This window comes from Pseudomonas sp. GW821-FHT03C07 (assembly GCF_059420925.1).
In genome coordinates, this window is record NZ_JBWKUQ010000006.1 from 120969 (window position 1) to 136798 (window position 15830).

Below are 15830 nucleotides of genomic sequence, written 5' to 3' on the forward strand. Positions count from 1 at the left end.
TACGGGTCACGCTGGTTCAAGAGCGTTTTTCTGGCGTGTTGGGCAAGGTTGCATTAAGCGGGTCAGGCTGACAAGCACAACAGTGGCTCCGTGCCTTCAATGTATCGGCCGAAGGGGGAAATTCTTCAGTGAACGGGCCTCGCCAGCCGTCTATTTCGCGATAGTCACGGTGTTTGCTGAATCGTTTGTGGTGTTGCCCGGAAAACGGACAAAAAAAGCCCCGCCAAGTGGCGGGGTTGAGGTACGAGCGTGGCGCTCGGAAATCGGTGCGCGGCCCCGGTCTCCTCATGGGAAGAGACCGGGTTCGCGGTTACAGCAGGATAGTGCGGATGTCCGCCAGCAGGTCGCTCAGGCGCTTGGTGAAGCGCGCGGCGGCCGCGCCGTTGATCACGCGGTGATCGTAGGACAGCGACAGCGGCAGCATCAGCTTGGGCTGGAACGCTTTGCCATCCCAGACCGGCTGGATGGTGGCCTTGGAAACTCCGAGGATCGCCACTTCCGGCGCGTTGACGATCGGCGTGAAGCCGGTGCCGCCAATATGCCCGAGGCTGGAAATGGTGAAGCAGGCGCCCTGCATGTCGTCGGCGGAGAGCTTCTTGGTCCGGGCCTTTTCAGCCAGGGAAGCCGCTTCGGCGGCGAGTTGCAGCAGGTTCTTCTGGTCGACGTTCTTGATCACCGGGACCAGCAGGCCATCCGGGGTGTCGACGGCGAAGCCGATGTTGACGTACTTCTTGCGGATGATCGCCTTGCCGCTTGGGGCCAGCGAACTGTTGAAGTCCGGCAGCTCCTTGAGCAGGTGGGCGCAGGTCTTGAGCAGCAGCGGCAGAATGGTCAGCTTGACGCCAGCCTTCTCGGCCACGGCTTTCTGGGCCACGCGGAACGCTTCCAGCTCGGTGATATCCGCCGAGTCGAATTGGGTCACGTGCGGCACGTTCAGCCAGCTGCGGTGCAGGTTGGCGGCGCCAGCCTGCATCAGGCGGGTCATCGGTACTTCTTCGATTTCGCCGAAGCGGCTGAAGTCCACCACCGGAATCGGCGGGATGCCGGCTCCGCCGGTTGCGCCGGCAGCCGCGGCGGCCGGTGCTTCCTTGGCCTTCTGCATCATCGCCTTGACGTAGACCTGCACGTCTTCCTTGAGGATGCGACCGTGCGGACCGCTGGCGCTGACCGCGTTCAGTTCGACGCCGAACTCACGGGCCAGTTGGCGTACCGCTGGGCCGGCATGGACCTTGGCCCCCGAGTTGGCCGGGGCGGCTGCCGGAGCCGCTGCTGGAGCCGGTGCAGTGGCGGGTGCGGCTTCAGCCTTGGCCGGTGCGGCAGGTGCGGCCGCTGGAGCAGGAGCGGCTGCCGTGGCAACGCCCTTGACCTTCAGCTTGAGGATCAGGTCACCGGTACCGACTTCGTCGTCGAGCTTGATGGAAATGCTTTCCACCACGCCAGCGGCCGGCGATGGGATTTCCATGCTGGCTTTGTCGGATTCGAGGGTGATCAGCGATTGATCGACCTCGACGGTGTCGCCGGCCTTGACCGAGACTTCGATGATCTTGGCCTTGCCCGCCGAACCGATATCCGGGACGTGGATGTCCTGGACGCTGTCGGCAACCGGAGCGGCCGGTGCAGCCACTGGCGCCGGAGCGGCAGTCGGTGCGGCGGCGGCTTGGGCCGCTGCTGGAGCAGCAGCCGATGCAGCACCAGCGACTTTCAGAACCAGGATCAGGTCGCCGGTACCGACTTCGTCGTTGAGCTTGACGCTGATGCTTTCCACGACGCCGGCGACCGGCGATGGAATTTCCATGCTGGCCTTGTCGGATTCGAGGGTGATCAGCGATTGATCGGCTTCGATGCTGTCACCGACCTTGACCGAGATCTCGATGATCTGGGCTTTGCCCGACGAACCGATGTCCGGCACGTGCACTTGCTGGGCCGAGGTGGCGGCAGGCGCGGCGCTCGGAGCGGCAACCGGTGCCACGGCGGCAACCGGCGCAGCCGCCTGGGCGGCAGGCGCTGGTGCGGCCGCAGGCGCCGCCGCAGCGGCACCTTCGACTTCCAGTTCGAGCAGTTCGTCGCCTTCTTTCAGGCGGTCGCCCAGCTTCACTTTCAGGCTTTTGATGATGCCGGCTTTCGGCGCGGGCACTTCCATGCTCGCCTTGTCCGATTCCAGCGTCAGGATGCTCTGGTCGGCTTCGATACGGTCGCCGACCTTCACAAACAGTTCGATTACTTCACCTTCACCGCTGCCGATGTCAGGTACGCGAATGAGTTCGCTCACAGGGTGTCTCCTCAGCAGTCCAGTGGGTTGCGTTTTTCCGGGTTGATCCCGAACTTGACGATAGCGTCCGCCACCACCTTGGGTTCGATCTCACCACGGTCAGCCAAGGCTTCCAGGGCTGCCAACACCACGAAATGACGGTCGACTTCGAAGAAGTGACGCAGCTTCTTGCGGCTGTCACTACGGCCGAAACCGTCGGTACCCAAGGCTTTGAACTCCTTGGATGGGACCCACTGGCGAATCTGTTCAGCAAACAACTTCATGTAGTCGGTAGAGGCGATCACCGGACCTTTGCGGCCGTTGAGGCATTCTTCGACGTAGCTCAGCTTTGGCTTCTGGCCAGGGTGCAGGCGGTTGCTGCGCTCCACGGCCAGACCGTCGCGACGCAGTTCGTTGAAGCTGGTCACGCTCCACACGTCGGCGCCGATGTTGAATTGCTCACGCAGGATCTTCGCCGCTTCACGCACTTCGCGCAGGATGGTGCCGGAGCCCATCAGTTGCACGTGGTGAGCCGCTTCCTTGGTGTCTTCCTCGAGCAGGTACATACCCTTGATGATGCCTTCCTCGACACCGGCCGGCATGGCAGGTTGCTGGTAGGACTCGTTCATCACGGTGATGTAGTAGAAGACGTCCTGCTGCTCTTCGGTCATCTTCTTCATGCCGTCCTGGATGATCACCGCCAGCTCATAGCCGTAGGTTGGATCAAAGGTGCGGCAGTTCGGGATGGTGCCGGCCAGGATGTGGCTGTGACCGTCTTCGTGTTGCAGGCCTTCGCCGTTGAGCGTGGTCCGGCCGGCGGTGCCGCCGATCAGGAAGCCACGGGTGCGGCTGTCGCCAGCGGCCCAGGCGAGGTCGCCGATCCGCTGGAAGCCGAACATCGAGTAGAAGATGTAGAACGGCAGCATCGGCTGGTTGTGGCTGGAGTACGAAGTACCGGCAGCGATGAAGGAGCTCATGGCGCCCGCTTCGTTGATACCTTCTTCGAGAATCTGGCCCTTCTTGTCTTCCTTGTAGAACATCACCTGGTCTTTATCGACTGGCTCGTAGAGCTGGCCGACGGAGGAGTAGATGCCCAACTGACGGAACATGCCTTCCATACCGAAGGTACGGGCTTCGTCGGGGATGATCGGAACGATGCGCGAGCCGATTTCCTTGTCCTTGACCAGTTGCGCGAGGATCCGCACGAAGGCCATGGTGGTGGAGATTTCACGGTCGCCCGAGCCGTCCAGGATCGCCTTGAGGGTATCGAGTGGCGGAGTCGGGATGTTGACGCTCTTGGCGCGACGCTGTGGCACGAAACCGCCCAGTGCAGTGCGACGCTCGCTGAGGTAGCGGGCTTCGGCGCTGTTAGCTTCCGGCTTGAAGAACGGCAGGTTTTCCAGCTGGTCATCTTTGACCGGAATGTCGAAGCGATCGCGGAACAGCTTCAGGCTTTCAACATCAACCTTCTTGGTGTTGTGCGCGGTGTTCTTCGCTTCGCCGGCGCCGGTGCCATAACCTTTGATGGTCTTGGCCAGGATGACGGTCGGCTGTTCCTTGTGGTTGACCGCTTCGTGGTACGCCGCGTAGACCTTGTACGGGTCGTGGCCGCCACGGTTGAGCTTCCAGATCTCGTCGTCGGACAGATCAGCAACCATCGCCTTGAGTTCTGGCGAGTTGAAGAAGTGCTCACGGACGAACGCGCCGTCTTTGGCTTTGTAGTTCTGGTACTCGCCGTCGATGACTTCGTCCATCCGGCGTTGCAGGATGCCGTCGACGTCCTTGGCCAGCAGTGGGTCCCAGAAACGGCCCCAGATGACCTTGGTGACGTTCCACTGGGCGCCACGGAACACGCCTTCGAGTTCCTGGATGATCTTGCCATTGCCGCGAACCGGGCCGTCGAGGCGCTGCAGGTTGCAGTTGATGACGAAGATCAGGTTGTCCAGTTTCTCGCGGCCGGCCAGGGAAATCGCACCCAGGGATTCCGGCTCGTCGCACTCGCCGTCGCCGAGGAAACACCAGACTTTTTGCTTGCCTTCCGGGATGAAGCCACGGGCTTCCAGGTACTTCATGAAGCGAGCCTGGTAGATCGCCTGGATCGGACCCAGGCCCATGGAAACGGTCGGGAACTGCCAGAAGTCAGGCATCAGCCAAGGGTGTGGGTAGGACGACAGGCCCTGACCGTCGACTTCCTGGCGGAAGTTGTTCATTTGCTCTTCGCTGATGCGACCTTCCATGAACGCACGGGCGTAGACGCCTGGCGAGGTGTGGCCCTGGAAGTAGATCAGGTCGCCGCCGTGTTCGTCGGTCGGGGCCTGGAAGAAGTAGTTGAAACCGATGTCATACAGGGTGGCGCTGGAGGCGAAGCTGGAGATGTGACCGCCCAGGTCAGAATCTTTCAAGTTCGTGCGCATTACCATGGCCATGGCGTTCCAGCGCACCAGCGAGCGAATGCGGCGTTCCATGAACAGGTCGCCAGGCATGCGTGCTTCGTGGGTGACGGGAATCGTGTTGCGGTACGGCGTGGTGATGGCGTAGGGCAGTTGCGAGCCGCTGCGGGTCGCGAGTTCGCCCATACGGGTCATCAGGTAGTGAGCACGGTCTTCGCCTTCTTTGTCGAGAACCGATTCCAGGGCGTCCAGCCATTCCTGGGTTTCGACGGGATCGAGGTCTTGCATGGCTTGCTCCAGGGCGGAAAGGCTTCCAGAATCGGTTGCCTGAGTTTGCGACTGGCCTTGTGGGCAGACGACATAAATTCTTGGATGTCCGGAGGTTGTACCGGAGTCCTGTAGTTTTACTACAAATCGTCGGCCATTTCAGCCTTTCGAATGTATAGACGAGTAGTAAAACTACAGATCGACGAGTAAAAACTTCCTGCTATGTTGTGAGCGTAATCGATATTGTTGGTTGGAAATTAATCAAGGCGACCATTTTTTTGAAGCTGGCTGCCAAAAAATAACCATTATCAGCTATTTCTAACTTTTGTTCGACAGTCCTTTCCAGAGCGTGTTTCTCGCTATCACAGACTGCGGCTGATTGTTCGATCACCAAGGATAGACCATGAGCCTTCCAACGTTGGCCGACCTGCCGGCCATTCTCCTGCCTGCCGCCAGTCGTGCCGAGCAGTCGTTTCGTGCCGCCGTCGCCGTCCTGGAGGACGATCACGGGTTGGCGCAGTGGACCGCGCAGCGCTGGGCGCAGTTCGCCCGGGTCAGCGCGGCCAGCGACTTCTTTATTGAACAATCGGTGCGTGACCCTTTGATGTTGCTGGAGCTGGCGCAGTTCGGCGACCTGGATCGTGGCTTGGCACCAGGGGAGATGTGCGGGCAGATCGCCGCGGCGCTGCAGCCGGTCGAAACCGAGGATGAGCTGGGTCGCGCCCTGCGGCGTCAACGCACGCGCCAGCAGGTACGGATCATCTGGCGTGACCTGACTCGCCAGGCGGATCTGGTGCAGACCTGTCGTGATCTTTCCGATCTGGCCGACGCCTGCATCGACCAGGGTTATCGCTGGCTGTACCCGCGGCATTGCCAGCAGTTCGGCACGCCCACCGGGCGGCGCAGCGGCGAGGCGCAGCAGATGGTCATCCTCGGCATGGGCAAGCTCGGTGCGGTGGAGTTGAACCTGTCCTCCGACATCGACCTGATCTTTGCCTATCCGGAAGGCGGCGAGACGGTCGGGGTCAAGCGCCCGTTGGACAACCAGGAGTTTTTCATCCGCCTGGGCCAGCGCTTGATCAAGGCCCTGGACCCGATCACCGTCGACGGTTTCGTGTTCCGCGTCGACATGCGCTTGCGGCCCTATGGCTCGGCCGGTGCGTTGGTGCTGAGCTTCAACGCTCTGGAGCAGTACTACCAGGATCAGGGTCGCGACTGGGAACGCTACGCGATGATCAAGGCGCGGGTGGTGGCCGGTGACCAGGTGGCCGGCGCGCAATTGCTGGAGATGCTGCGGCCCTTCGTCTATCGGCGTTACCTGGATTTCTCGGCCATCGAAGCGCTGCGCACCATGAAGCAGCTGATTCAGCAGGAGGTCCGGCGCAAGGGCATGGCCGAGAATATCAAGCTGGGTTCCGGTGGTATTCGCGAGGTCGAGTTCATTGCCCAGGCCTTCCAGCTGATTCATGGCGGGCGTGACCTGAGCCTGCAGCAACGGCCGCTGTTGAAGGTGCTGAGCACCTTGGAAGGCCAGGGTTACCTGCCGCCGGCGGTGATCGGCGAATTGCGCAATGGCTATGAATTCCTGCGCTACACCGAGCATGCGATCCAGGCGATTGCCGACCGCCAGACCCAGATGTTGCCCGACGGTGAAAAGGACCGCGCGCGGATTGCCTTCATGATGGGCTTCGACAGTTGGGCGGCGTTTCATGGGCAACTGATGCACTGGCGCGGGCGGGTCGACTGGCATTTCCGCCAGGTGATCGCCGACCCGGACGAAGAGGACGGTGCCGCGAGCGAAGTGATGGTCGGCGGCGAATGGCTGCCACTGTGGGAAGAGTCCCAGGACGAGGAGGCGGCCTGCCGGCAGTTGCAGGAAGGCGGTTTCAAAGAGGCCGCCAAGGCCCTGAAACAGCTGGCGGCGCTGCGTACCAGCCCGCAGTTGCGCGCCATGCAGCGTCTCGGCCGGGAGCGGCTCGATGCCTTTATTCCGCGGCTGCTGGCCCAGGCGGTGGAGCATGCCGATCCGGACCTGGTGCTGGAGCGCGTGCTGCCCTTGGTGGAAGCCGTGGCCCGGCGGTCGGCCTACCTGGTGCTGCTTACGGAAAACCCCGGGGCCTTGCGCCGCTTGCTGACCTTGTGTGCCGCCAGCCCATGGATTGCCGAACAGATCACCCGCTTCCCCATGCTGCTCGACGAGTTGCTCAACGAAGGCCGGCTGTTCAAGCCGCCGCTGGCGCCGGAGTTGGCGGCGGAGCTGCGTGAGCGCCTGACGCGGATTCCGGAAGACGACCTCGAGCAGCAGATGGAAGCCTTGCGCCACTTCAAGTTGGCGCATCGCCTGCGGGTCGCGGCCTCGGAGATTTCCGGCAGCCTGCCGTTGATGAAGGTCAGCGACTACCTCACCTGGCTCGCCGAAGCGATCCTCGAACAGGTGCTGGCCCTGGCCTGGCGCCAGACCGTCGCCCGGCATGGTTCACCGCGCCGCGTCGACGGCAGCTTGTGCGACCCTGGCTTTATTATTGTCGGCTACGGCAAGGTCGGCGGCATCGAGCTGGGCCATGGCTCGGACCTGGACCTGGTGTTTATCCATGATGGCGACCCGAATGCCGAGACCGATGGCGCCAAGCCCATCGATACCGCGCAGTTCTTCACCCGCCTGGGCCAGCGGATCATTCACCTGCTGACCACCCAGACCAACTCCGGCCAGCTCTATGAAGTGGATATGCGCTTGCGCCCGTCCGGGGCTTCGGGCCTGCTGGTCAGTTCCCTGGGCGCCTTCGAGCGTTACCAGCAGAATGAAGCCTGGACCTGGGAACATCAGGCGCTGATCCGCGCCCGGGTGCTGGTGGGCTGCCAGGCGCTGGGTACGGCGTTCGAGAAGGTGCGGGCGGCGGTGCTGGGGCGTGAGCGGGATTTGCCGACCTTGCGTCAGGAAGTCAGCGAGATGCGCGCCAAGATGCGTGACAACCTGGGGAGCAAGGCCACTGCGGCGGGCACCGCGGCCAATGCCTTCGAGGCCACGGCACCCTTCGATATCAAGCAGGATGCCGGTGGTATCGTCGATATTGAATTTATGGTGCAATACGCGACATTGGCCTGGTCGAAAGCGCACCCGGCGTTACTCCGCTATACCGACAATATCCGCATTCTCGAAGGGCTGGAGCAGGCTGAGCTGATTCCCGCCACGGATGCCAACCTGCTGCGCGAGGTCTACAAGGCCTATCGCTCCGCCGCCCACCGCCAGGCGCTGCAGAATGAGGCGGGGGTGATCGCTGGCGATCAGTTCGCGGTCGAACGCCGCGATGTCATGCGGATATGGACCGAGCTGGGGCTAAGCTGATTGATATTTTAGAGGCGGGGAGGCTTAAGCCTCCCCGCATCGTTTGTGGAAGCCTATGAATATTCTGATCGTTGGGCCCAGCTGGGTCGGTGACATGGTGATGGCTCAGACACTGTTCCAGTGCCTGAAGCAGCGTCATCCGCAGTGTGAGATCGATGTACTGGCCCCGGAGTGGAGCCGCCCGATCCTCGAGCGCATGCCCGAGGTGCGGGCCGCCTTGAGCTTTCCGCTCGGCCACGGAGCCCTGGAACTGGCCACGCGGCGGCGCATCGGCAAGTCCCTGGCCGGTCAATACGACCAGGCGATCCTGCTGCCCAACTCGCTGAAGTCGGCGCTGGTGCCGTTTTTCGCCGGCGTGCCAAAGCGCACCGGTTGGCGCGGTGAGTTCCGCTACGGCCTGCTCAACGATGTACGCAAGCTGGATAAAGAACGTTATCCGCTGATGATCGAGCGTTTCATGGCCCTGGCCTATGAGCCGGGTGAAAGCCTGCCGACGCCATATCCGCGGCCGAGTTTGCAGATCGACCCGACCAGCCGCGAGGCCGCGTTGGCCAAGTTCGGACTGAGCCTGGATCGCCCGGTGCTGGCGTTGTGCCCGGGTGCCGAGTTCGGCGAATCCAAGCGCTGGCCGTCGGAGCATTACGCGAAAGTCGCCGAGACGTGGATTCGTGAGGGTTGGCAGGTCTGGGTGTTCGGCTCGAAGAACGATCACGGGGTCGGCGAAGACATTCGTCAGCGCTTGATCCCGGGGTTGCGGGAAGAGGCGGTGAACCTCTGTGGCGACACGTCCCTGGCCGAGGCCATCGACCTGATGTCCTGTGCCGATGCGGTGGTCTCCAACGACTCGGGGCTGATGCATGTCGCCGCCGCGTTGAACCGGCCGCTGGTGGCGGTCTACGGCTCGACTTCGCCGGTTTTCACTCCGCCGTTGGCGGACCAGGTGGAAATCGTCCGCCTGGGCCTGGAGTGCAGTCCCTGTTTTGACCGGACCTGCCGCTTCGGCCATTACAACTGCCTGCGTCAGCTTGAGCCGACCCCGGTGAACGAAGCCTTGCAGCGGTTGCACGGCACTGCGGTCGAGGTCCACTAATTGCGCGTATTGCTGGTCAAGACCTCCTCCCTGGGCGATGTGATCCATGCCTTGCCGGCGCTCACCGATGCCGCGCGAGCGATTCCCGGCATCCGTTTCGACTGGGTGGTCGAGGAAGGGTTCGCCGAAATCCCGAGCTGGCACCCGGCGGTGGACAAGGTAATTCCAGTGGCGATCCGCCGCTGGCGCAAGAATATCTGGCAGACGATCAAGAGTGGCGAGTGGCGGCGTTTCAAGCAGAGCTTGCGCGCCACCCCCTACGATCTGGTAATCGATGCCCAGGGCCTGGTGAAAAGCGCTTTGCTGACCCGTTATGCCAAGGCCCCGGTGGCCGGTCCGGACACGAACTCAGCCCGCGAACCCCTGGCCAGCCGCTTTTATTCGCGGCGCCTGGCAGTGGCGCGAAATCAGCATGCGGTCGAGCGCATGCGCCAGTTGTTTGCCTTGGCGCTGGGCTATGACTTGCCCAGGGGCATGGGCGACTACGGCCTGGATGTCGACAAGCTGGTCGAGTTGCCGCGCAAGGCGCCTTTCGTGCTGTTTCTGCACGGCACCACCTGGGACACCAAGCACTGGCCGGAAGCCTACTGGCGCGAGTTGGCCGTGCGTCTGGGTCAGTTGGGTGTGCCGGTGAAACTACCCTGGGGCAATGCCGAGGAAAAGGCCCGGGCCGAGCGGATTGCGCGCAACCTGAAGCATGTCGTGGTCCTGCCCAAGCTGAACCTGGCTGGGGTCGCGAAGGTACTGGCCGGCGCCACTGCCTGCGTCGCGGTGGATACTGGCCTCGGTCACCTGGCCGCGGCGCTGGATGTACCGACGCTGTCGCTGTTCGGTCCGACCAGCTCGAGCCTGACCGGTGCCTACGGCCGGTCGCAGATCCATCTGGCGAGCAATTTTCCCTGCGCGCCTTGTCTTCAAAAGAAATGCACCTACGTTCCGACAGCGGAGGACCAGCAGCGCTTCGATCTGAAACGCGAGTTGCCTCTGTGCTTCACACGCTTGAATCCCGAGCGTGTGGCGAGCCGATTGAGCGCGCTGTTAATGGCTGAGGAGCGGCACTGATGCAACTGGCTTTTGTTCTGTACAAGTACTTTCCGTTTGGCGGATTACAGCGTGACTTCATGCGCATTGCCCTGGAGTGCCAGCAGCGCGGGCACCAGATCCGCGTCTACAGCCTGTTCTGGGAGGGGGATATCCCGCCCGGCTTCGAGGTGGTGATGGTGCCGGTCAAGGCGTTGTTCAATCATCGGCGTTACGCCAGGTTCAGTGCCTGGGTCAAGGCCGACCTGGCCAAGCGCCCGGTGGCGCGGCTGATCGGTTTCAACAAGATGCCCGATCTGGACGTTTACTATGCCGCCGACGGTTGCTTCGAAGACAAGGCGCAGAATCAGCGTCATTCGCTCTATCGCCTCTGGGGCCGCTATCAGCATTTCGCCGAGTATGAGCGGGCAGTGTTCGCCAGGGAGGCAAAGACGGAAATCCTGATGATCTCGGAAGTTCAGCAGCCGCTTTTCGTCAAGTATTACGACACCCCGACGGAGCGCTTCCACGTGCTGCCGCCGGGGATTTCCCTGGATCGTCGGGCACCGGCGAATGCCGCCGAGATCCGCGCCGAGTTTCGCCGCGAGTTCAACCTGGCGGACGATGAGCTGCTGCTGGTGCAGATCGGTTCCGGGTTCAAGACCAAGGGGCTCGATCGCAGCCTCAAGGCCCTGGCCGCGTTACCGTCGGCCTTGAAAGAGCGCACCCGGCTGTTTGTCATCGGCCAGGACGATCCCAAGGCCTTCCAGGCGCAGAGTGCCTCGTTGGGTTTGGGCGAGCGAGTGCAGTTCCTTATGGGGCGCAGTGATGTCCCGCGTTTCCTGCTGGGTGCCGATCTGCTGATCCATCCGGCCTACAACGAAAATACCGGCACGGTACTGCTTGAGGCCCTGGTGGCCGGCCTGCCAGTGCTGGTGAGCGCGGTCTGCGGTTATGCCCGCTACATCGCCGATGCCGATTGCGGCCTGGTGCTGGACGAGCCGTTCGAGCAATCCCAGCTCAATCAATACCTGGAGCGGATGCTGTCCGATCAGGCCGCGCGCCTGGCGTGGAGCCAATATGGCCTGACCTATGCCGAGACGGCCGACCTCTACAGCATGCCGCAGCGCGCGGCGGACGTGATCCTGGGGGAACTAGCGCAATGAAGTTGATCCTGGCCGAGCCGTTCAAGCACCTGTGGGCCGGACGCGATGCGTTCGCCGAGGTCGAGCGCCTGGAGGGTGTGGTTTACCGTGAGCTGGAAGCGCGGCGTACCTTGCGTACGGAAGTCGCCGGCCGTGGTTATTTCGTCAAGATCCACCGTGGCATCGGCTGGCGGGAGATCTTCAAGAACCTGGTGACCGCCAAGCTGCCGGTTCTCGGTGCCGGTCAGGAGTGGCGGGCGATCCAGCGTCTGCAGGAGGTCGCGGTGCCGACCATGACCGCCGTGGCCTATGGCGAACGTGGTAGCAACCCGGCGGACCAGCATTCGTTTATCGTCACCGAAGAGCTGGCGCCGACCATCAGTCTCGAAGACTTCAGCATGGACTGGCCCAAGCAGCCGCCGGAGCCGCGGCTCAAGCGCGCGCTGATTGCCGAAGTGGCGCGGATGACCGGCATGATGCACCGCGCCGGGGTCAATCATCGTGACTGCTATATCTGCCACTTCCTGCTACACACCGACAAGCCGGTGACGGCCGAGGATCTCAAGCTCTCGGTCATCGACCTGCACCGTGCCCAGACCCGCGCGGCGATCCCCGCGCGCTGGCGCAACAAGGATCTGGCGGCGCTGTATTTCTCGGTGCTGGATATTGGCCTGACCCGACGCGACCTGTTGCGCTTCCTGAAAGGCTATTTTCTCAAGCCGCTGCGCCAGATCCTGCGGGATGAAGCGGCGCTGCTGACCTTGCTGGAGCGCAAGGCAGAGAAACTTTACCAGCGCAAACTGCGTTACGGCGGCGCGCTCTGATGTTGCCGCGCTTGCGTCGTTTGGCGAAGGAAGTGGTTGATGCGTTTATCTGAGTTGAAAACGGCCGGACGGGCTCCGGCAATACCCCTGGGCCTGGAGTTGGCGGACCCTGCCGGCAGCGCACAGCTGCAGTTGCTGAGCCTGTTGCGCGTGCTGCCGGGGCAGCGGTATGTCGGTGCCGGGGTCTGGCGTGGGCGGACGGTGCTGGCCAAATTACTGGTGGGCAGCAAGGCGGCACGGCACTTCCAGCGTGAACTGCAGGGCGTTCGGCTGTTGGCCGAGCAGGGCCTGAGCACGCCGCGGTTGCTGGTCGATGGCCTGAAAGAAGGCGAGGGCGGCTGGTTGCTGTTCGAGTTTCTCGAAGGCGCCGAGAGCCTGGGCGAGGCCTGGAGCAAGGTCGAGTCGTTGCCGCTGCTGGCCGACGAGCAGCAACAGGTGCTGGCCGAGGCGCTGGGCGTCATTGCGCAGATGCACGGCAAGGGCCTGTGGCAGGAAGACCTGCACCTGGACAATCTGCTGCGCCATGACGGCAAGCTGTATTTGATCGATGGCGCCGGGATCCGCGTCGAACAGGCGGGCCAGCCGCTGTCACGGCAGAAAGTGCTGGAAAACCTCGGGATGTTTTTTGCCCAGTTGCCCAAGGCATTCGAACCTTTTATCGAAGAGCTGCTGGTGCATTACCTGCTGAGCAATGGCGAGCATGCGTTGCCGCTGGAAGCGCTGCTCAAGCAGGTGGACAAGGTCCGTGGCTGGCGCTTGAAGGATTTTCTGCGCAAGGTCGCTCGCGAGTGTTCGCTGTTCAGTGTTCGCAGTGGGGCGTTCGGCCTGCGGGCGATTCGTCGCGAAGAAGAAGCGGCGCTGGGGCCGGTGCTGGAGCAAGCCGATGCGCTGCTCGCCCAGGGACCCTTGTACAAGAATGGCGGTACGGCCACGGTGGGACGGGTCGATGTCGGCGATCGTCCACTGGTGCTCAAGCGCTACAACATCAAGGGCTTCAGCCATTGGCTCAAGCGTTTCTGGCGACCGAGCCGGGCCTGGCATTCCTGGCGTGAGGGCAATCGCCTGGCGTTCCTCGGGATCGCCACGCCCAAGCCGCTCGCCGTGCTGGAACGGCGGTTTTTCTGGCTGCGCAGCCGTGCCTACCTGCTCACCGAGCACCTGGACGGGCCGGATGTGATCGAGCGCTTTGCACCGTACGTGGAATCGGGCGCAGTACCGCCGACCGAGCTCAAGGCGCTGGAGCAACTGTTTGTCGAGTTGATCCGCGAACGTATCAGCCACGGTGATTTCAAGGGGCATAACCTGTTCTGGCAGGATGGCCGTTGGGCCTTGATCGACCTGGACTCGATGCGCCAGCATAGGTCGGCGCACAGCTTCGCCAAGGCCTATGCTCGTGATCGGGCGCGCTTCATGCGCAACTGGCCGGCGAGCAGCGCCTTGTATCAGCTGATCGACCAGCGTTTGCCTCAATCGACGACAGCCCTCCAGGGCTGATATGCCTGCGGTCGGATACAGCGGGCAGATGAAACCAGAGTGATCGTCTGCCCGGTGTCAGCTCCCGCATTGATAATCCTTGCTATAATCCCGCCCTTTAGTTGTTTGCCACCCCCTTGGTGGGAACACATTTTTTTCAGGCGCCTTGTCGCCTGCATATGGACTTTGAGAGGCTAGACCCCTGTGGCATTGACGATTCTCGGCCTGTCCGGCGCCCTTAGTCATGATCCCTCCGCAGCGCTGTACATCGACGGCAAGCTGATTGCGGCGGCCGAAGAGGAACGCTTCGTACGCGACAAGCATGCAAAGAACCGCATGCCTTACGAGTCGGCGAAGTTCTGCCTGGAGCAGGCGGGTATCAAACCGTCCGACGTTGATGTGGTGGCGATTCCGTTCGCCCCCATCAGCCTGTTCGGCAAGGCTCGCTGGCACTATGCCAAACGTTACTGGTACGCCCCGGATCGCGCCCTTGACGCGCTCCTGATGGGCAACCGCCGCTACAAGCGCTATCGCAACAAGATCGTCTGGTGCCTGGAGCAACTGGGCTTCGATCCGAAGAAAGTCAAGATCGAGCCGGTCGAGCATCACCTGGCCCACGCTTCCAGTGCCTACCACTGTTCCGGTTTTAAAGAGAAAACCGCGATCCTCGGTATCGACGGCAAGGGCGAGTACGCCACGACTTTCTTCGGCTACGGCGAAAACGGCAAGATCCACAAGATCAAGGAGTTCTTCGACCCGGACTCCCTGGGTGGCCTGTACGGTGCGATCACCGAGTTCCTCGGTTTCGAAATGCTCGACGGCGAATTCAAGGTGATGGGCATGGCCCCTTACGGCGATGCCAGCCAGTACGACTTCTCGCGCCTGGCCTCGTTCGAAAACGGCGAGCTGGTGATCAACACCGACTACGCCAACGTCGTCGGCCTGCGTCGCTACAAGGAAAAGGGCAAAGGCTTCTACTTCTCGCCGAAGCTGATCGAATGGCTGGGCCCCAAGCGCGAAGGCGATATTGCCGACGAGCCCTACATTCACTACGCGGCCAGCATGCAAGCGCTGTTCGAGAAGATCTCGCTGCAGATGATCGATTACTACCTGGGCGATATTCTCAAGGACACCGGCAAGCTGGCCTTTGCCGGCGGTTGCGCGCTGAACGTCAAGTTGAACCAGAAGATCATTGCCCGCAACGACGTCAAGGAACTGTTCGTGCAACCGGCTTCCGGTGATGCCGGTACGGCGGTGGGCGCGGCGGCCTATGTGTCCCATGCCCGTGGTGTACCGGTGGAGAAGATGGAACATGTCTATCTCGGACCGTCCTACAGCAACGAAGACGTGATCGCCGCCTGCGCGCGTCACGAGAACGCGCCGAAGTGGCGCAAGCTCGACAACATGCCGGAGCAGATCGCCAGGATCATGGTCGACGGCAACCCGGTGGCCTGGTTCCAGGGTCGCATGGAGTTCGGTCCGCGGGCCCTGGGCGGGCGTTCGATCATCGGTTGCCCGAGCATCGCTGGCGTGGCGGATCGGATCAACCACCAGATCAAGTTCCGCGAGCGCTGGAGGCCGTTCTGCCCATCGATGCTCGACACCGTGGCGCCGCAGATGATCAAGATCGATCACCCGGCGCCGTTCATGACCTTCACCTTCGAAGTGTCCGAAGAGTGGAAGACCCGTGTGCCGGAAGTCGTGCATGAGGACGGCACTTCGCGAGCCCAGGTGCTCAAGCGCGAATACAACCCGCGCTACTACGACATGATGAAGGCGCTGGAGGTATTGACCGGCAACGGCGTATCCCTGAACACCTCGTTGAACCGTCGCGGCGAACCGATGATCTGCTCGCCGACCGATGCCCTGAACATGTTCTTTGGCTCGGACCTGCAGTACCTGATCATGGAAGACATCCTGGTGGTCAAGGATGGCGCCAATGGGTATGACCCCCTGGGTTGATATCGCCTGCTTTGGGTGGCTGCCGGGTGTTCAGCCGCTTGCACAGTAAGCTCGAGCAGGACTGCCAG

At 62.3% G+C, this 15830-nt stretch carries 9 protein-coding genes; 7 read left to right on the forward strand and 2 right to left on the reverse strand.

Annotated elements, in window-relative coordinates:
* Window positions 1-310: 310 nt before the first annotated feature.
* Together aceF and aceE are read right to left on the reverse strand one after the other, a co-directional pair.
* A complete protein-coding gene (gene aceF / locus AC07VG_RS14190) occupies window positions 311-2269 on the reverse strand; it encodes a dihydrolipoyllysine-residue acetyltransferase (protein WP_495021378.1) in 1959 nt (652 codons plus the stop codon).
* A gap of 11 nt (window positions 2270-2280) precedes the next feature.
* The gene (aceE, locus tag AC07VG_RS14195) at window positions 2281-4926 is read right to left on the reverse strand and encodes a pyruvate dehydrogenase (acetyl-transferring), homodimeric type (RefSeq protein ID WP_495021379.1); all 2646 of its coding nucleotides are present in this window, start codon (window positions 4924-4926) and stop codon (window positions 2281-2283) included.
* Window positions 4927-5308: 382 nt separating this feature from the next.
* On the opposite strand from aceE, the gene glnE reads away from it, so the two are divergent.
* From glnE to AC07VG_RS14230, 7 genes are all read left to right on the forward strand, one after another.
* Window positions 5309-8248 (forward strand): bifunctional [glutamate--ammonia ligase]-adenylyl-L-tyrosine phosphorylase/[glutamate--ammonia-ligase] adenylyltransferase, encoded by a 2940-nt coding sequence (glnE, locus tag AC07VG_RS14200; protein WP_495021380.1) that lies wholly within the window; start codon window positions 5309-5311, stop codon window positions 8246-8248.
* A gap of 55 nt (window positions 8249-8303) precedes the next feature.
* Window positions 8304-9338 (forward strand): lipopolysaccharide heptosyltransferase II, encoded by a 1035-nt coding sequence (gene waaF / locus AC07VG_RS14205; RefSeq protein WP_495001250.1) that lies wholly within the window; start codon window positions 8304-8306, stop codon window positions 9336-9338.
* Window positions 9339-10400, forward strand: a complete 1062-nt coding sequence (gene waaC / locus AC07VG_RS14210; protein ID WP_495001251.1) for a lipopolysaccharide heptosyltransferase I — start codon at window positions 9339-9341, stop codon at window positions 10398-10400.
* Window positions 10400-11524, forward strand: a complete 1125-nt coding sequence (locus AC07VG_RS14215) for a glycosyltransferase family 4 protein (protein ID WP_495001252.1) — start codon at window positions 10400-10402, stop codon at window positions 11522-11524. The genes waaC and AC07VG_RS14215 overlap by 1 nt, the downstream gene beginning before the upstream one ends.
* Window positions 11521-12327, forward strand: coding sequence for a lipopolysaccharide core heptose(I) kinase RfaP (gene rfaP, locus AC07VG_RS14220; protein WP_495001253.1), 807 nt, complete (start codon window positions 11521-11523; stop codon window positions 12325-12327). Before AC07VG_RS14215 ends, rfaP begins: the two co-directional genes overlap by 4 nt.
* 39 nt (window positions 12328-12366) lie before the next feature.
* A complete protein-coding gene (locus AC07VG_RS14225) occupies window positions 12367-13821 on the forward strand; it encodes a lipopolysaccharide kinase InaA family protein (protein WP_495001254.1) in 1455 nt (484 codons plus the stop codon).
* Between the two features lie 183 nt (window positions 13822-14004).
* A complete protein-coding gene (locus AC07VG_RS14230; RefSeq protein ID WP_495001255.1) occupies window positions 14005-15762 on the forward strand; it encodes a carbamoyltransferase family protein in 1758 nt (585 codons plus the stop codon).
* The last annotated feature ends 68 nt before the right edge of the window (window positions 15763-15830 follow it).